This is a genomic window from Candidatus Njordibacter sp. Uisw_002, from assembly GCF_047730155.1.
Lineage (GTDB): Bacteria > Pseudomonadota > Gammaproteobacteria > Pseudomonadales > Balneatricaceae > Njordibacter.
In genome coordinates this window covers 1,445,536-1,464,250 of sequence record NZ_CP159832.1, presented here as the reverse complement: position 1 = coordinate 1,464,250, position 18,715 = coordinate 1,445,536, and the positions used below count along the sequence as shown (strand labels likewise).

General features: G+C 44.9%; 13 protein-coding genes. 10 read left to right on the top strand and 3 right to left on the bottom strand.

What is annotated here, in order from left to right:
- Positions 1-78 precede the first annotated feature (78 nt).
- Complete coding sequence (hrpA, locus tag ABXT42_RS06965) at positions 79-3,954, top strand: ATP-dependent RNA helicase HrpA (protein WP_443627433.1); 3,876 nt, start codon at positions 79-81, stop codon at positions 3,952-3,954.
- 294 nt (positions 3,955-4,248) lie between these two features.
- A complete protein-coding gene (locus ABXT42_RS06960) occupies positions 4,249-5,271 on the top strand; it encodes a porin (protein ID WP_443627432.1) in 1,023 nt (340 codons plus the stop codon).
- A gap of 252 nt (positions 5,272-5,523) precedes the next feature.
- Here the strand turns inward: ABXT42_RS06960 and ABXT42_RS06955 are convergent, their stop codons facing one another.
- The gene (locus ABXT42_RS06955) at positions 5,524-6,876 is read right to left on the bottom strand and encodes a DEAD/DEAH box helicase (protein ID WP_443627431.1); all 1,353 of its coding nucleotides are present in this window, start codon (positions 6,874-6,876) and stop codon (positions 5,524-5,526) included.
- Positions 6,877-7,045: 169 nt separating this feature from the next.
- On the opposite strand from ABXT42_RS06955, the gene ABXT42_RS06950 reads away from it, so the two are divergent.
- On the top strand, positions 7,046-9,247 hold the full coding sequence (locus tag ABXT42_RS06950; protein ID WP_443627430.1) for a YgiQ family radical SAM protein: 2,202 nt from the start codon (positions 7,046-7,048) through the stop codon (positions 9,245-9,247).
- A 106-nt stretch (positions 9,248-9,353) separates the two neighbouring features.
- Positions 9,354-10,010, top strand: coding sequence for a glutathione S-transferase (locus ABXT42_RS06945; protein ID WP_443627429.1), 657 nt, complete (start codon positions 9,354-9,356; stop codon positions 10,008-10,010).
- Positions 10,011-10,019: 9 nt separating this feature from the next.
- Here the strand turns inward: ABXT42_RS06945 and ABXT42_RS06940 are convergent, their stop codons facing one another.
- Together ABXT42_RS06940 and ABXT42_RS06935 are read right to left on the bottom strand one after the other, a co-directional pair.
- On the bottom strand, positions 10,020-12,197 hold the full coding sequence (locus ABXT42_RS06940) for a malate synthase G (RefSeq protein WP_443627428.1): 2,178 nt from the start codon (positions 12,195-12,197) through the stop codon (positions 10,020-10,022).
- Between the two features lie 220 nt (positions 12,198-12,417).
- Positions 12,418-13,362, bottom strand: coding sequence for a LysR family transcriptional regulator (locus tag ABXT42_RS06935; RefSeq protein ID WP_443627427.1), 945 nt, complete (start codon positions 13,360-13,362; stop codon positions 12,418-12,420).
- Between the two features lie 297 nt (positions 13,363-13,659).
- Here ABXT42_RS06935 and ABXT42_RS06930 point away from each other — a divergent pair, with 297 nt between their 5' ends.
- The 6 genes from ABXT42_RS06930 to ABXT42_RS06905 all read left to right on the top strand — a co-directional run bounded on the left by ABXT42_RS06930 (position 13,660) and on the right by ABXT42_RS06905 (position 18,714).
- Positions 13,660-15,258 (top strand): isocitrate lyase, encoded by a 1,599-nt coding sequence (locus tag ABXT42_RS06930; RefSeq protein ID WP_443627426.1) that lies wholly within the window; start codon positions 13,660-13,662, stop codon positions 15,256-15,258.
- 187 nt (positions 15,259-15,445) lie between these two features.
- Entirely contained in the window at positions 15,446-16,000 is a 555-nt protein-coding gene (locus ABXT42_RS06925; protein WP_443627425.1) for a hypothetical protein, read from the top strand.
- A gap of 88 nt (positions 16,001-16,088) precedes the next feature.
- Positions 16,089-16,538 (top strand): Rsd/AlgQ family anti-sigma factor, encoded by a 450-nt coding sequence (locus ABXT42_RS06920; RefSeq protein WP_443627424.1) that lies wholly within the window; start codon positions 16,089-16,091, stop codon positions 16,536-16,538.
- Between the two features lie 73 nt (positions 16,539-16,611).
- Positions 16,612-17,517, top strand: coding sequence for an NAD(+) kinase (locus ABXT42_RS06915; protein WP_443627423.1), 906 nt, complete (start codon positions 16,612-16,614; stop codon positions 17,515-17,517).
- On the top strand, positions 17,514-18,389 hold the full coding sequence (locus tag ABXT42_RS06910) for a rhomboid family intramembrane serine protease (protein ID WP_443627422.1): 876 nt from the start codon (positions 17,514-17,516) through the stop codon (positions 18,387-18,389). Before ABXT42_RS06915 ends, ABXT42_RS06910 begins: the two co-directional genes overlap by 4 nt.
- Before the next feature lie 67 nt (positions 18,390-18,456).
- On the top strand, positions 18,457-18,714 hold the full coding sequence (locus ABXT42_RS06905; RefSeq protein WP_443627421.1) for a YeaC family protein: 258 nt from the start codon (positions 18,457-18,459) through the stop codon (positions 18,712-18,714).
- Position 18,715 lies beyond the last annotated feature (1 nt).

The window sequence follows — 18,715 nt, the reverse complement described above, 5'->3', positions numbered from 1 at the left end:
TTATGCGCGCTATAGCATGATAAGCTTGGGTCTTTAAAACCACCTTATTTTTATATGTCTTCTGCATTTTCAAACTGCATGGTTAAAGACCACGCGCAGCTCAATCGCTTGTCTTTTCAAATTGCGCAGCGCCAAAAGCGTGGGCAACCGTGCGAAAAATTAATGCAGCAGCTAGAGAGCAAAACCTTATCTAGCCAAGCCATCTATCAAAAGCGCAAGCAAGCTTTGCCTGTTATAGAGTATCCGCCGCAGCTACCTGTGAGCGGCCAGCGTGACAAGCTAGTTGCGCTTATTCGTGAAAACCAAGTGGTCGTATTAGCAGGTGAGACAGGCTCTGGTAAAACCACCCAGTTACCCAAGCTATGCTTAGAAGCTGGGCGCGGGGTGGGTGGCATGATAGGCCACACACAGCCACGACGTTTGGCTGCCAGAACCGTAGGTCAGCGTATCGCTGATGAGCTCAATGTGCCTTTAGGTGAGCAGGTTGGCTTTCAAGTACGTTTTACTGAACAAGTGAGTGATATTAGCCACATTAAGCTAATGACCGATGGTATTTTGCTTGCCGAAACCCGCAGAGATCCAGACCTTTTGCGTTATGACACTATTATTGTGGACGAAGCCCACGAGCGTAGTTTAAATATTGACTTTTTGTTGGGGTATTTAAAACAATTATTAGCCCGACGAGATGACTTAAAGCTTATCATCACCTCTGCTACTATCGACCTTGAACGCTTTAGCAGCCACTTTGATAATGCACCTGTAGTAGAGGTGAGTGGGCGCACATTCCCTGTAGATGTTTGGTATAGGCCTTTATTTTCGTCCAAATCTGACGAAGATCAAGATGTTCAGTCTGGCATACAGCATGCCCTAGAAGAAATAGATCACCACGAGCGCCAAAACAAGCAATACAATGGCGACGTGTTGATCTTTTTGCCTGGTGAAAGAGACATACGCGACATCGCATTATTTTTGCGCAAACAAGAACAAAAACATTGGAATATATTGCCACTCTATGGGCGACTGAGTTTCAGTGAGCAGCAAAAAGTGTTTCAACCTTCTGGCAAAACCACAGGCAGGCGTATTGTATTGGCCACCAATGTGGCAGAAACGTCTGTAACAGTGCCAGGCATTCGTTATGTGATAGACCCAGGCACAGCTCGCATGAGTCGCTATAGCTACCGTTCTAAAGTGCAGCGATTGCCTATAGAGGCTATTTCCCAAGCCAGTGCTAATCAGCGTAAAGGCCGTTGTGGTCGTTTGTCGGCTGGCATCTGTATACGTTTGTATGATGAGGCCGATTTTATAAGTCGACCAGAGTTTACTGACGCCGAAATCTTGCGCACCAACTTAGCCTCAGTTATTTTGCAAATGCATGACTTAAAGCTAGGCTCTGTTGAGGCCTTTCCTTTTATTGATGCCCCTGATAGTCGTTTTATCAACGATGGTGTTAAATTATTACAAGAATTAGGTGGGCTAGACGAAAAGCGCCACCTTACCGCGCTAGGCAAGCAGCTAGCGCGTTTGCCGGTAGATCCGCGCATCGCACGTATGATAGTGGCAGCCAATGATTGGCAAGCGCTTGATGAAGTTTTACTCATTGCCAGTGCGCTTACTATTCAAGATCCAAGAGAAAGGCCACAAGAAAAGCAGCAAGCAGCAGACCAGCAGCACTTGTTATGGAAAGAAGAAAATTCTGACTTTTTGAGTTTAGTTAACCTGTGGCAAGACTACGAACACCAGCGCCAACAACTCACCCAAAACCAACTGCGCCAATGGTGTAGCAAACATTTCGTGTCTTATTTACGCATGCGAGAATGGCGCGAAGTGCATCGCCAGCTGTTAATAATGTGCCAGCAAATGGGCTTTAAAATTAATACCCAGTTAGCAAGCTATGAAGCAGTACACAGAGCATTGCTCACAGGCTTGTTGGGCCATATTGGGCATAAAGATGACGAAGGCCAGTTTGCAGGCCCGCGCCAACGTAAGTTTTTGTTGTTTCCAGGCTCAGCCCTTGCTAAAAAACCACCCGCTTGGATTATGGCAGCAGAGCTAGTGGAAACTTCGCGTTTATTTGCCCGCTGCGTAGCCAAAATAGAGCCCCAATGGGTAGAGCAAAGTGCCGGTGCATTGCTTAAATATAACTATAGCGAGCCATCATGGCATAAGCGCCAAGGCCAAGTGATGGCGTTTGAGCAGGTGAGCTTATACGGTTTGGTGTTGGTCAGTAAGCGTAAAGTGGCTTATGGAAAAATAGACCCGCAAGTGTGTCAGCAACTTCTGGTCATAGAAGGGTTGGTGCAACATAACCTATTTACCAAAGGCAAATTTTTAGCGCGCAACCAAGCTTTAATAGAAGATATCGAGGCCTTAGAAGCCAAATCTAGGCGCAAAGACATCTTAGTAGATGATCAAGTATTGTTTGATTTTTATAATACAAAAATGGCCACAGCCAGCGAGCCCATAGTCAGCGCAGCCAGCTTTGAATCTTGGCGTAAGCATGAAGAAAAGAGTCAGCCTGAATATTTGTATTTAACTCAAGATGACTTAATGCAGCACAGTGCAGAAGGTATCAATACCAATAGTTTTCCAGATCGTTTGGTGTGGCAGGCCATGAGTTGGCCTTTGCTTTATCATTTTGAGCCTAGTCACGCGCAAGACGGCGTTACTATTCAAGTGCCTGCAAGCCAGCTTAAGCGTTTGCCTCTTAAACGTTTGCAATGGCTAGTGCCTGGTTTATTAAAAGATAAGCTAGCCGCACTTTTAAAAGGCTTGCCAAAAGCCCAGCGCAAAGCCTTTGTGCCTGTGCCTCAATATGCTCAAGCACTGTTTGAAGCCTTATCGGCAGATGATATTGATTTGCCAGAGGCCATAGCTAAGCACTTGCAGCGTATCAGTGGCAGGCCATTTGATGTGCAGCTATTGGCACAAGTGGATATAGAGGCGCATCTATTAATGAATGTGCAGGTGATGGATGAGGCTGGCCTTGCTATCGCCCAAGGCAGAGACCCTCTGAAATTATTAGCAGACTATGCCACAGGCAGTGCGGCTAGCCAAGCACCCAGTGCGTCTCACCCTGTGTTAAAGCAAGGGCTTACGCAGTGGGAGTTTGATGAGCTGCCAAGCACTATGACTATACAACAAGGTGCCATGAAGCTGCCCGTATGGCCTGCCATTAAAGACCAAGGCAAAACGGTAGATGTGGTGTTTGCAGATTCAGCTGAAGAAGCACAGGCCATCACTCACCATGGTTTAGTGCGTCTATATCGCATTGCCGTGAATGAACAGACAAAACACCTTGCAAGGTCACTAACAGGGTTTAAACAAGCGCAGCTGTTATATGGCGCATTAGGCACCCCCCAAGAATTTAATGAGCAGGTGTTTGATCAAGCCACAGCTCTGGTGTTTTTACCAGATGACTTGGCTATAGAAGGCAGGCCCGCTGATAAAGCGGCGTTTAAAGCGTCATTAGAGCAACGCGGACACTATGTAGAAGCGGTGGAGCGTGTGTTAAGCCTTAGTGTAGAGCTTCTTAAGCGCCACCATGCAATAAGAAAAGCCTTAAAAGGGCAGCTAAACCTGGCTTGGGCTAATGTGTATCAAGACATCGGTGGGCAGCTAGATCGTTTAATGAATAAAAGCTTTATAGCCCAAAGCCGGTGGCAGCACTTAGAGCAGATGCCGCGCTACCTAAAAGCTATAGAGGCTAGGCTTGAACGTTTTAAAAGCCAATTACCCAAAGAAAATGCAGCGGTGCAAGAGCTGCGCGACTGGCAGAGCAAGCTTTCTAAAGCTCAGGCGCAGTGTTTGCCCCACACGCCAGACTATAAAGCACTGCAAAACTTTGCCTGGTCTATAGAGGAATACAGGGTATCTTTATTTGCCCAGCAGCTAGGCACTCAAAAGCCCATTTCTGCTAAACGCTTACAAAAGCAATGGGATGAAATTAATCATTAATGGCTTAGGCTTATTTAACTACGCTAAGAGAAGTCTTGATGATAAAGCTAAGTGCCTGTTTAGTCAGTAAATAAATGTTTGGCCGGGGCTTGTTACTTGGTGTTTGTTAATGTTAACATTGCTGCGCTTAATTAAATATTCTACTGCTGTGTATATTTTACAGGCAGTTAAAAAAGTATTACCATGTGTTGTCAGGCAAAACTTGCCATTACGGTTTGTTTTAGTTTTGACAACATAAAGTAATTGTTTAACTAGCTAGTTAAATCTTATTAATCTTATTGAAGGGGAATTTCAATGAACAAAACTCTAATCGCTCTTGCGATCGCCGCTGCGCTTCCAGTAGCTGCCCAAGCTGACATGACCTTATCTGGTTCTGTTACAACTGAATTCGTTAACACTGGTGTTGTTGACACTGACGCAGCTCTAGCTTTGTCTGCTTCTGAAGTATTGGCTAACGGCATGACCGCTACTGCTACTTTTGACGTGCTAGGTGGCGAGAGCCAAGGTACTGCTTCTTTAACTGGCGACTTCGGTTCTTTGACTATTGGCGAAATTGATTCAGACGGCGCTTTCCAAGCTGCTGACGTTGGTGGTGCTGTTGGCAACACTGAAGATGCTGATGAAGCTGGAACTACTGTTTCTGGTATTCATTTCTCTACTACCCAGGCTGGACTTACTTTGTCTGCACAGGTAAACGGATCAACTGGTCCTACTGGAGCAGCAGTTGCTTTGGACGTTGCAACTCGTAGCACTCAGTTGGGCGCAACATATGACTTCAACGGTCTAACTGTTGGTTATGCATATGCTTCTGCTGATGCAGACTCTAGTGCTGATGCAAGTACTGCTGCACAGGCAGCAGATACAAGCACTACTGTAACTAGTGGTGTTAACAACGCAATGAGCGCATTTGGTGTTTCTTACTCTTTTGGTGACTTAGTTGTTACTGCTGGTAAGCAAAACAACTCAAATGGTACTGTAAGCCCAGATGCAATTGTTTCTGCGACTTACACTATGACTGTTGACGCGTTGACTGTTGTAGCTCAAACAGATACAGCTCCATCTGGCGATTACCAGATTGATTTGTCATATGCTATGAGCGATGCGCTTACTTTAAGCTCTGAAATTGACAGCACAGATGGTAAGCAGACTACTTTGGTAGCTTCTTACGTTGCTGGTAACATGACGGCTTCTGTATCTAAGACTGATGCAGGCGACACTGATGCTACAGTTGCTCTAGACTTTGGTAACGCAGACTTGACGTTATTCCGTGACGGCAGTAACAGCGATACAAGCGTAACTTACGCGGTGGCATTCTAATTTTAATTAGAATCTAACTGTATAGTTATAAAGGCTCCTTCGGGAGTCTTTTTTTTGCCTGTAAGAAATGTATTGTTAGTAATGTACTGATGATCAATGAGTAAGCTATACGCTAACAGAATGTTATACGCCTTGAGCCTGTGCTTGGGTATAAGAAGGTAGAAGGCAGAAGTGAGAGCGCAGGCCATTGGCGAGCGCTTCTATGATTTACTTTAGGTTGGTAGGAAAGCTTGGTGTGGCGAAAGTGGATGGTTAAAACTTATTTTTACCAAAAGGCTTAGTGCCATCGCCCCATATGCTAGCGGCATTGGTTTGTGCTTTGCGCTCTAGGGCGGCTTCTTTTTTGCTTTTAATGACAGGCGTTTTAGCCTTTGGTCTTTCATGCTTAGCTGCGCTTATGGCGTCGCGGTGCTCTTTAGCCTCATGGCCTTTGATCACCATGCGCTCTAAAGCTTTGCCTTGAGCCTTTTCTACACTAAGTAATAATCCACGTTCAGAAATATTAACTAGGTTAATGGCTTTGCCCTGTGCACCTGCGCGGCCTGTGCGGCCTGTGCGGTGTAAATAATCGTCTAGGTTGCGTGCCATATCAAAATTGATCACTAGCTCCACACCGTCTATATCTAGCCCTCTTGCCGCTACCTCTGTGGCCACCAGAGTGTTAAAGCTATGTTGGCGGTACTGGCGGGTGATGTCGTTACGTAAATCTTGTGGTAATTCGCCGTGTAAGGCTACAGCATTGACACTGTGGCTCTTTAAAAAGTTGGCAAGCTCTTCGCTGAGTGTTCTGCTGTTACAAAATATAAGGTGTTTTTTGGCAGGCTCGTGGGCCAATAACCAAGCTAACACACGTTTTTTGTGTTCTATTTCATCACACACCACTACCATTTGTGTGATATTTTCTTGCACTTGGCTTGCATCATTAAGGCGTATGTCTACTGGCTTTTTAAGCAGTACTTGCGCCATTTCTTGCACTTTAGGGCTGTGCAAAGTGGCAGAATAAAACAGAGTTTGACGGTTAGGGTTGCAGGCTTGTGCAATGGTTTCTACATCTTCGCAAAAACCAAGCTCTAACATGCGATCGGCTTCATCGATCACTAGCATCTCTAAGTTTTTCGTGTCTGTTTGGTTTTTACGCTGGTGCTCCATAAAGCGCCCGGGTGTAGCAATCACCAAGTCAGGGTTTTTACGCAGTAGGGCTTGCTGGTAGTGATAGTCTTCACCACCTAAGATTAACGCCGCTTTTACCTTGGTGCCTTTGATCAGCTTGTTAGTTAGGCTAAGCACTTGGTGAGCTAGCTCACGTGTGGGCACTAATATTAAGCATCTTGTACTAAAGCCTACCGCTTTTGTATTGAGTATTTTATTAAGGGCAGGGATCACATAGGCCAAGGTTTTTCCGCTGCCTGTGTCTGCGCTCATTAGTAAATCTTTACCCGCTAGGGCCACAGGCAGTGCGTGGCACTGTGCATCTGTCGCTTTTTTAAACCCTTGTTGAGCTATATTGATCAGTAAGCGAGGGTTGTAGCTTTGGTCTGCAAAAGTAATGGGTGAAGCTTTAGCAGGTGTTGCTGGCGCTGGTGTTGTTGGGGTGAGTGTAGTCACGGATACTCCTTGAGTGAGGCGGCATTTTAGCACCTCTTACCGAGCATTACGAGCAATGTAGGCAGGCTTAGCAAGATACAAGGTTGATACTCGCAGACGGGGAGTTAACACCGTGCTATACTTTGGCACCGCTTTGAGCGGGTGCTATAATTGACTAAAAGGTCCGCCAATGTCCAACTCCAATACTGCTTCTGATATGTCTTCATACCTGGCCCCAGAAAAGCGTATATTTGAATACCCTAAATATTGGGCGGAGTGTTTTGGGCCTGCGCCATTTTTGCCGACCACGCGTGAAGAAATGGACCAGCTAGGCTGGGATTCTTGTGATGTGATTGTAGTCACTGGTGATGCATATGTAGATCACCCTAGCTTTGGTATGGCTATTATTGGTCGTTTGTTAGAGTCGCAAGGGTTTCGTGTAGGCATTATCGCGCAGCCAGACTGGACTAGCGCCGAGGCATTTAAAGCTTTAGGTAAACCCAATTTATATTTTGGTGTAGCGGCAGGTAACATGGATTCCATGATTAACCGCTACACAGCAGACAGACGCTTGCGCCATGACGATGCCTATACGCCTGGCAACGTGGGCGGCAAACGTCCAGATCGCGCTACCTTGCACTATACTCAGCGTTGTAAAGAAGCCTTTAAAGGTGTGCCGGTTATTATAGGTGGCATTGAAGCTAGTTTGCGCCGTATTGCACATTATGATTACTGGTCAGAAAAAGTGCGTCGTTCTATGTTGATCGATTCAAAAGCTGACATGCTTATTTACGGTAACGCCGAGCGGCCTTTAGTAGAAGTGACACATCGCATTGCCAATGGCGAAACCCTTGAACAAATGCAAGATATCCGTGGTACGGCCATTATGGTAAAGCAGCCTTTGGCAGGCTGGCGTGGTAAAGATTCCACTACGCTAGATGCTCCAGGTATGATTGATGCCATTATCAACCCTTACGTTGATACCACTAAAATGAGCAACTGTGAGGCAAGTAACGGCGCTAATCCAGAGCCTGTAGCGTCTAAAGATGCTGTGCAAACTCTATCTATTAAACCGATGTCAGCCTATGAGCCTGTTAAAGGCCAGCCTTGGTTTAAAACCTATGCCAAGTTGCCAAGCTATGATGTAGTAAAGTCTGACCCTATTATGTACGCCCACGCTAGCCGTGTAATGCACCATGAAACTAATCCAGGTAGTGCAAGGGCTTTGTATCAAGAGCATGGCAATAAGGCCTTGTGGGTTAACCCACCGGCTATGCCCTTAGACACAGAAGAAATGGATTATGTGTTTGCGGCACCTTTTGCACGTGTGCCTCACCCAATGTATGGTGATGAAAAAATCCCTGCTTATGACATGATCCGTTTTTCGGTCAACATTATGCGTGGCTGTTTTGGTGGCTGTAGTTTTTGCTCTATTACTGAGCACGAAGGGCGCATTATTCAAAACCGCTCTGAAGACTCTATTATTGCCGAAGTGGAAGACATGCGTGACAAGGTGCCAGGGTTTACAGGTGTAGTGTCTGATTTGGGCGGACCTACAGCCAACATGTACCGTTTGCACTGTAAAGATCCCAAGGTAGAGGCGACGTGTCGTTTGCCTTCGTGTGTGCACCCCACTATATGTGATTACATGGGTACAGATCATAAGCATCTTATTTCGTTGTATCGCCGCGCCCGTGCTTTGCCTGGTGTTAAAAAGGTATTGATTGCCTCTGGCTTGCGTTATGACTTGGCGATTAGAGACCCAGAATATGTGAAGGAGTTAGTGACTCATCACGTGGGAGGCTACCTAAAAATTGCCCCAGAACACACAGAAAGCGAGCCTCTTAGGCACATGCTTAAACCCAACATGAGCAGCTACAATAAGTTTCAGCGCATGTTTGAAAAGTATTCCAAAGAAGCCGGCAAAGAGCAGTACCTCATTCCCTACTTCATTAGTGCCCACCCAGGCACTCGTGATATAGACATGGTGAACATGGCTATGTGGTTAAAAACCAATAAATTCCGTTTGGATCAGGTGCAAAATTTTTACCCATCACCTATGTGTAATGCCACGACCATGTATCATACTGAGGTAAACCCGCTTAAAAAGGTGACTCGTGAAAGCGAGCGAGTAAGCATCCCTCGAGGTATTCGCCAGCGTAGATTACACAAGGCTATATTGCGTTATCACGACCCTAAAAACTGGGCTCAAATACGCGAAGCACTCACCGATATGGGCATGAAAAAACTCATCGGTAAAGGCCCTCAATGCCTAGTGCCTGCAGAAAGCTTTGGCGAATCTGGAAGATCTGCACCCAGAGCAGCTCGAGGTAAGCAAGGCTTAACCAAACATACTTCGCCTAGGGCTCAAAAGATGAGAAATCGTAGGTAAGTTATTGATAAAAAAGCCGCTTTTTAAGCGGCTTTTTTATGTGTAAAAGAAAAATACCCAAAATAGGCTACACTTAGCGCATCTTTAATTATTTTATGGAGCGTCAATGCATCTTATTATAGGTAATCAAAATTACTCTTCTTGGTCTATGCGGCCCTGGGTGGCCATGACCCACTTTGGCATCTCTTTTAAAACTACCAAGCTTGAGCTTTTCACCCCTGCCTCTGAAGCGCAGATTAGCCGTTATTCTAGTGCTAAAACAGTGCCCGTATTAGTCGCTGATATAGGCACAGCTACAGACAGCCTATCGATTTTAGAAACCTTAGCTGATACCTATCCACAAATGTGGCCCAATAATGCTGCACTTAAAATGATGGGGCGTAACGCAGTATCACAAATGCACAGTGGTTTTTTTGCTTTGCGCGGTGAAATGCCCATGAACTGCCGTGCCAATCAACGCAACTTAACTATTACGCTAGCTTGTAGAAGTGATATTGATAAGATTGAAGCCTTGTGGGCTGCGTGCCTTGGTGCTGCTAATGAGGCGGGACACAAAGAGGGTTATCTGCTGGGAGGGTTCTCTATAGCGGATGCTTTTTTTGCACCCGTGGTGGTGCGTTTACGTGGCTATAAGGTGGCTGTTAATGCCACGACTCAAAGCTATATGGACAGGATATTATCTAACCCTGCTGTGAAGGCATGGATCGCCGCAGGGTTAGAAGAAACCGCTATCTTGCAAGAAGATGAAGCGGGGACAGATTAAACAATACGCTTAAGAATAAGCGCGTTTTGCCTCTTTGCGGCGCTTGTGTAATACGGGCTCTGTGTAACCACTAGGCTGCACAGTGCCTTCAAACACTAGCTCACAAGCAGCTTGGAAGCCAACACTAGAGTTATAATCTGGCGCCATATTGCGATAGCTAGGGTTGCCCGCATTTTGTTCGTCAACAAAAACAGCCATACGCTTAAGGCTGTCCATCACCATGTCTTTGGTTACAAAGCCATGGGTCAGCCAATTGGCTAATGACTGTGAAGATATGCGCAAGGTAGCGCGGTCTTCCATTAAACCCACTTGGTTTATGTCAGCCACCTTAGAGCAACCAATTCCACTTTCTACCCAATGAATCACGTAACCCAGCAAGCCCTGACAGTTATTGTCTAGTTCACGGGCAATGTCTTGTTCACTCAAGCTGTGTTCACCTAACAAAGGTATTTCTAGCAAGTCGTTTTGGTTTACTTTAGCTTGGGTGCCGTTGATAAGCTCATCTTGGCGCTCTTGCACCAATACTTGATGATAATGAAGGCCGTGCAATACTGCAGCAGTAGGCGAGGGCACCCATGCTGTGTTAGCGCCAGACATAGGGTGCTCTAATTTAGTAGCCATCATTTCAGCCATGCAATCAGGCTTTGCCCACATGCCTTTGCCTATTTGGGCGCGGCCCTTTAGGCCACAAGCCAAACCTGTTTCTACATTACTGCCTTCATAAGCAGCGATCCAAGCTTGTTGCTTCATGATGCCTTTAGGTAACATGATGCCAGCCTGCATGGAGGTATGTATTTCATCCCCTGTGCGATCTAAAAATCCGGTATTAATAAAGGCCACGCGCTCACTGGCCGCTTCAATACAGGCTTTTAGGTTAATGCTAGTGCGGCGTTCTTCGTCCATGATGCCCACTTTTAGGGTGTTTTTTGGTAGCTCTAAGAGCTCTTCTATGCGGCTAAATAAGTCGCAAGTAAAAGTAACTTCTTCTGGGCCGTGCATCTTTGGCTTTACGATGTAAATGCTGCCAGTGCGGCTGTTGCCACCGCTAGATGTGCCGCGTATGTCATGCAGCGCGCATAAGCTAGTAATAAAACCATCCATAATACCTTCTGGTATTTCATCACCTTGGCTATTCAAAATGGCATCGTTGGTCATTAGGTGGCCAACATTACGCACAAATAATAAACTGCGACCATGTAGGCTAAAGCTTTTGCCCTTTGGGTCTTGGTAATGGCGGTCGCCATTTAATGTGCGGCTGATGGTTTGACCATTTTTTTGCAAATCAATGGACAAGTCGCCCTTCATAAGGCCCAACCAGTTACGATAAACAATGACTTTATCTTCTGCATCTACTGCTGTCACAGAGTCTTCGCAATCCATTATGGTGGAAATGGCGGCTTCCATTACGATGTCTTTAACACCTGCTAAGTCACTTGCCCCAATAATATGTTGACGATCAATGTTTAGCTCAAGGTGCAAATTGTTGTGCTTTAACAGGACAGCCAGAGGCGCGCTAGCATCGCCTTGGTAACCGGTTAATTGTGTGGGATTGGCTAGCAGGGCTGTGTCACCGTTTTGTAGGGTACAAACTAATTGGCCATTGCCAATAGTGTATTGGGTGACTTCGCTATGGCTAGCTTGAGCTAGAGGGCAATGGGTATCTAGTAGTTGTTTAGCAAAAGCGATCACTAAAGCGCCACGTTGTTCGTCATAGCCTTTTTTTGCTTTTTCACTAGTTAAGGCGTCAGTACCGTAAAGTGCGTCGTAAAGGCTGCCCCAGCGCGCATTAGCAGCGTTGATAGCGTAGCGCGCATTGTTTATAGGCACTACTAACTGCGGCCCTGCCACAGTGCTAATTTCGATATCTACATTGCTAGTGGTCACACAAACTTTTTCAGGCACTGGTAAAAGGTAACCAATGTCTTGCAGCATGGCTTTATATTCAGCAGCATCTGGTGATGGGTTGTTGGTGTGCCATTGATCCAATATGGTTTGAAATTCTTCACGCTTAGCTAATAATGCTTGGTTACGGCTTTGGAATTCATTTAGCAAACTGCCAAGACTTTCCCAAATCTTATCACTACTCAAGTTTAAACCTGGCAAAATTTCTTCTTCAACCATGGTGCATAACTGAGTGTCAATAGACAGACCGGCCTTAACTGTTCTGGCGTTTATGTGCCCGTTCATTCCAAAGCTCCTATGTTGCGTATTATTACTAAATATTTCTTAAAGTGTTCAGTGTATTGTATAGGAAACATTCAAAATGTATACGAATCTACAGGTTTTTGGAGCAGTATTTAGTCGTAGAAGGGTACTTAAAGGTGAGCTTTTTTGAGATACTCATTATTCATCAAGACAGCCACTACCGCTATGTTTAAGACAGGAGTGGCTGTGGTAATGGAGGGCCTTATGCCTCGTCTATTTCTCTGGCTATTTCTGTAATCAGCCCACGAATCCAGCGATGAGCTGGGTTATGTTGTAATAACGGGCTCCAAGCCATAGTTAAGGTCATTTCTGGGATTGTAAAAGGTGGATCTAATATCACCAAGTCATCATTATTTTTGGTGCCTAAGGCGGCTTTACGTGGCAATGTAACGATCAGGTCTTTTTGATTAGCCAGTTGCACTGCTGCTTGGTAATGGCGCGTAAATACACGAATATTACGTGTTTTGCCAAGCTCAGAGAGGGCGTTGTCTACCCAGCCACGGCGTTGTACGTCTTTTGGGTTCATACCCACTCCAGCACCCATTCCTGTTTTATTTACCCATATATGATGCGCTTGCAAGTAGCTTTCTAAGGTGAAGTCTTGTGCTGTTGGGTTATTGCGGCTCATTAGACAAACAAACTGATCTCGCCATAAAATCTTTTGATGAAATGACTGGGGCATAGAGTCAAAGCGGTTGATTACAAGGTCTACTTTACCCTGCTCTACATCGTAAAAATCGACATCAGAAGGGGTCATGATATCTAAGCTCACTCCAGGAGCTTCTTTGCGCAAGCGCTCTACCAAAGGAGGAATTAACGTAGGCTCCGAATAATCACTAGCCATAATGCGGAACACTCGTGTAGAGGTGAGCGCATCAAATGCAGCTTGTGGCTGTACTGCCTTGTCTATAGTGGCTAATACTTCGCGTATAGTAGGCTGTAGGGCTAAGGCTCTTTCTGTGGGAGTCATGCCGTCACTGGTGCGTATAAGCAATGGATCTTCAAACACTTCGCGTAAACGCCTCAAACCATTGCTCATAGCCGGCTGGCTAAGGCCTAGTTGATTCGCAGCTTTAGTGACGTTGCGTTCTTTTAAAAGGGCGTCTAAATAAACTAATAAATTCAGGTCTACGCGATCAATGCTCATATTCAACTCCATAAAGGTTAGTCACTGAGCTAGTGTGCTCAGGGCATTATTCATATGTGTGATGAAAAAATACTTTTCAATAGCCTGTGTAAATTATGTCATGGTGGGGTGCCCACTGTCGAGACTCCTTTAGTTTTAGATATATGTATTTAGATTTGTATTACTTTGGTGAATAGTAGGCATAACAATTGACGTCTATTTTAACTCTTAAGACCACTTTAAACTGTTGGCATTGCTAAGTTGTTAACCCACTGGGTAAGCAATTTAAAATATAATAACCATAACTAAGGAAATGTCATGTCTCAATACCAAGACGATATTCAAGTAGTTGCTAGCCTTAAGTCTGCCCAAGGCAGTGCTTGGGATGCCATCAACCCAGAATCTGCTGCACGTATGCGCGCCCAAAACAAATTTAAAACGGGCCTAGATATTGCCAGGTATACCGCTGATATTATGCGCGCTGACATGGCTGTATTTGATAATGACAAAACTAAGTACACTCAGTCATTGGGCTGTTGGCACGGTTTTGTAGGTCAGCAAAAAATGATTTCTATCAAAAAACACTTTGATGGTAAAACTGACCGTCGTTACTTGTACCTTTCTGGTTGGATGGTTGCTGCTTTGCGTTCTGACTTTGGTCCTCTTCCTGACCAGTCTATGCATGAAAAAACTTCTGTAGCCAACTTAGTTCAAGAGCTTTACACTTTTCTACGCCAAGCTGACGCTCGTGAACTAGGCGGCCTATTTCGCGCCCTTGATGCTGCGCGTGAAGCAGGTAATTCTGCTGAAGAAGCTAAAATCCAAGATCAGATTGATAACCATGTCACACACGTTGTGCCAATCGTTGCTGATATAGATGCTGGTTTTGGTAACGCTGAAGCGACCTACCTAATGGCTAAGCAGATGATTGAAGCGGGTGCCTGTGCACTACAAATCGAAAACCAAGTGGCTGATGAAAAGCAATGTGGTCACCAAGACGGTAAAGTCACTGTTCCCCACGCAGACTTCCACGCTAAGATACGTGCTTTGCGTTATGCATTCCTAGAGCTAGGTGTTGATAACGGTGTTATCGTTGCTCGTACGGACTCTGAAGGTGCTGGCCTTACTAAAGAAATCGCTGTAGTAAATGAACCAGGTGATTCTGGTGATATTTACAACTCTTACCTAGACGTTGAAGAGATCGACGTAGCTGACATGGGTGAAGGAGATGTTGTCTTTAACCGTGGTGGCAAGCTAGTTCGTCCTAAGCGACTACCTTCTGGTTTATACCAGTTCCGTCAGGGTACTGGCCATGAACGCTGTGTATTTGACTGTATTGGTGCCATTAATGCTGGTGCGGACCTTCTTTGGATCGAGACTGCTGTACCAACAGTGCACGAAATTAAAGGTATGATGGATGACGTTCGTAAAGTCCATCCAGATGCTAAGTTAGTTTACAACAACTCTCCATCGTTCAACTGGACGTTAAACTTTCGTCAACAGGCTTATGATGCAATGGTTAAAGCAGGTAAGGATGTTTCTGCATACGAGCGTGCTAACCTAATGAGTGCCCAGTATGATGAAACTGAGCTTTGTGCTGTAGCTGACGAACGTATTCGTACTTTCCAAGCTGATACTGCACGTGAAGCGAATGTATTCCACCACTTGATCACGCTACCGACTTACCACACCACTGCCTTGTCTGTAGACAATCTAGCTAAAGAATACTTCGGTGAGCAAGCGATGCTTGGTTATGTAAAGAACGTTCAGCGTGAAGAAATTCGTCAAGGTATCGCATGTGTTAAGCATCAAAACATGTCTGGCTCAGACATGGGTGATGACCACAAAGAATATTTTGCTGGTGAAAACGCTCTTAAAGCTGGCGGCGCCAACAACACCTCCAATCAGTTTGGCTAAAGTTGTTTTCTAGTGCTTGCTTAGGAGGGCTAGAAAGTTATCCATTTGGCATACAAAAGCGGCTCCTATGTTAAAGGTGTCGCTTTTTTTATGGGAAATTTCTAACGCCTTTGGTTACTCGCTAGAAGCTTTATAAGTTAAAATCTAAGCAGCTTTTTACTGCACATTGATAAAGTGATTTTTGAATATGACTACACCTAATTTTCTTCACGATGCTAAAGATTTATTAACCAAGCAAGGCTTTGATACCTGCAACATATGGTATCACGGCACTTCATCGGCGCTAACCAGCTCTATCAAAGAGCATGGTTTGAAACGTTCTGGTGATCAAGCCCTAAAAGCAGCTGCCAAAAAAACCATGGCAACCATTGGTAATCATTACACACAATCTGTTGAGCCTGTTTTTTTAACACAAAGTAAGCAGCTGGCTTATTACTGGGCGCAGCAATCAGTTAGAAATCGCAGTGTAAGAATTGAAGGCACAGAACTACCTGTTGTCATCAGTGTGAATTTTCCAGAGACCTTAAATAGCCAAGTGAAGCCTGATGTTGGTGCAGCAAGCTTATTGTTAGTTGAAGAGGGCGAGCAATTTATGGCGTTTTTAGCAGGTATATACTTAGACAATGGCTTTGAAGTCCCTACTATCGATCTAATAAATGCTGATCGTCTAGAGTATTTGAATAAATTAGGTATGGCTTATTTTGATGCAGATATAGACGCCAGCCTTTTAGGTTTCCTCTAAATCTTAAAACTACAGAAGTGGCTCTTGTTCAAGCAAGGCTAACAAGGTACCCTTTTGTATAGATACTAATGCTTACGGAGATCATTGTATGACACAAGAACAAGATCAACGCTTAGATCAGGCATTTGACGATACTATTGATGCATGGCTAATCGAAAGACAGGCGCTACTCACCCAATTTGTAGCCTTGCCGCAAATGAGTGTGGCTGATGACGTAGTAGGGCAATTGCACTATTTTTGTGAGGCTATGGTGGATTATAGTTCTCGTGGTCACTTTAATGTGTATGAGCAGTTACTTGTGCGCATAGCACAATATAATACTCAATACACTGACAATACCAATGTGCTTTTAGGTAAGATTCACGACACAACAGACAAAATAGTGATCTTTGATGATGAATACGGCACTGTTGAAAAGCTTTCAATTCAAGATATAGGTCACTTTAGTGGACGTTTGTCACGTTTAGGTGAAGTGCTTGCAGAGCGCTTTAATCACGAAGATGAATTAATGGGATTCTTTCAAGAAACCTTAGCTTAATTTCCCAATTAATCTGGCTACCTTAATTATCCATTTATATCAGCCGAAAAGGCCTAAGCCCAAAGGGGATTTTTTGACACAGTTTAAACACGTCGGTCTTATTGGAAGGCTGAATAGCCCCGCAGTAATCGAAACCTTACATCGTGTTATCAAGTGCCTCAATAGTTGTCATCGGCAAGTATGGGTAGATGATCGTATTGCAGGCTCTTTGGATGCTGCTAAGCTTCTTCCTGCTACTTATGGAACGGGTGATCGTCACTTTTTGGGTAACCATTGCGACTTGGTCATTGTGGTGGGCGGAGATGGCAGCATGCTCTCAGCGGCTCGTATTATGGCGACCTATGGTGTGGCTGTGATTGGTATAAACCGTGGAAAACTTGGCTTTTTAACAGACATCGCACCAGATCAGGTGGAAACCTCGCTTGAAGCAGTGCTTAATGGTTATTTTGAAACCAGTCATCGCTTTATGCTTTCTGCCCACGTGCTGCGTAATGGTTACGAAATTGGGCGTGGTAGTGGTTTAAATGACGTTGTATTACATCCAGGTCAGTCTGCTAGAATGTTGGCTTATGACTTATCAATAGACGGTAAAGCTGTTTATTTTGATCGAGCTGATGGCCTGATTGTAGCCACCCCCACGGGGTCTACAGCCTATGCACTTTCAGCAGGGGGGCCAATAATGCACCCTGGGTTAGATGCTATTTCTTTGGTGCCGATGAACCCTCATAATTTAAGCAGTAGGCCACTAGTAGTGGCTGCAGATGCGCAGCTTGAGATACTCATAGGTGAAGATAATAGTAACCAGCCTACAATAAGTTGCGATGGGCAAGTGCACATTGTTTGTGAGCCAGGAGACAGGGTCCACATACAGCGCCATGAGGCTAGGCTTAAGGTTCTGCAGCCGCTAGGGCATCATTTTTATGAGCGTTGTCGCAGCAAGCTAGGTTGGCATGCGCGTGCCAGTGATGATGGCCAATGATACTGTTACACACCTTTCCAAATTCCACTGATCTTACCCTTATCACCAAAACATTATGGCATCATAAAGTGCCACATCGGGTGCGCTTTTTAGACGCTCAGCAGCAACTTTGGCTGCAAGACGATACACAATATGCTCAAGCCCAAGCTTTAATCCAGCAGGTTGTGCAAGGCGCTGTTGAGCCGCAACCTTCTTTAGGCATGGGTGCTTTGTCAACAGTGTTCACTGCCATGCGCTCTAAAGTTTTTGCTAGGGCATTTTTCAAGCTCACACCCCTAACATACTTAGTATTTTGCCTCATGCTTTTGGTGGTATTAATCACTCAATTAGGTCGTGATTTACAAGTCGTTTCTTGGTTTAGTTTTTTTCCTATCGTTGTGAATGTACAAGCCTACCTTGTGCCTGGCTTTGACCATTTGTGGCAGCAACCCTTTCGTTTAATTAGCCCAATGTTGCTGCATTTTGGATGGCTCCATCTGGTGTTTAACGGGTTATGGTGGCTAGATTTGGGTAAGCGTATTGAGCGAGAGTCCAAATTAGTATTGTTATCTTTGTTGGTAGTAACCAGTTTGGCTGCTAATGTGGCCCAAGCATGGCAAGAAACAAGCTTGTTTGGTGGCATGTCTGGGGTGATATACGGTTTGCTAGGGTATATATGGGTGATGGATAGATATAATGTGCCACGGTATCATTTGCCCCAGAGTATTTTGATATTTATGTTGCTGTGGTTATTGTTAGGTTTAAGTGGCCTGTTCTTGTATCTAGGGTTTGGCAACATTGCAAATATGGCTCATATTGGGGGGCTGATAGCGGGGGTTGTATGGGGTTTTCTACACACTTACTTGCTGCGCATTCGCTCTAGTAAGCAATAAAAAGAGTCGGTGAATAAGGTGGATTATGATATTATTTGCGTCAAATTTTATCTAAGAGGTTTGGCTGATGGAATATAAGCAACTTATATCTCAACTCACACCAGATATTTATCTGCGTTTAAAAACTGCCATTGAAGTTGGCAAATGGCCAGATGGTAGGGTGCTAAGTGAGGCCCAAAAAAGTGCGTGTATGGAAGCTGTTTTGAGCTATCAGTCTATGAAATTAGACAGTGAACAACACTCAGGTTATATGCCTGATCAGTGCGCGTCTAAGTCTAGTTCTGTGCCTAGGGCCACAGAAGAAAAAGTCATCAAAATACACTAAT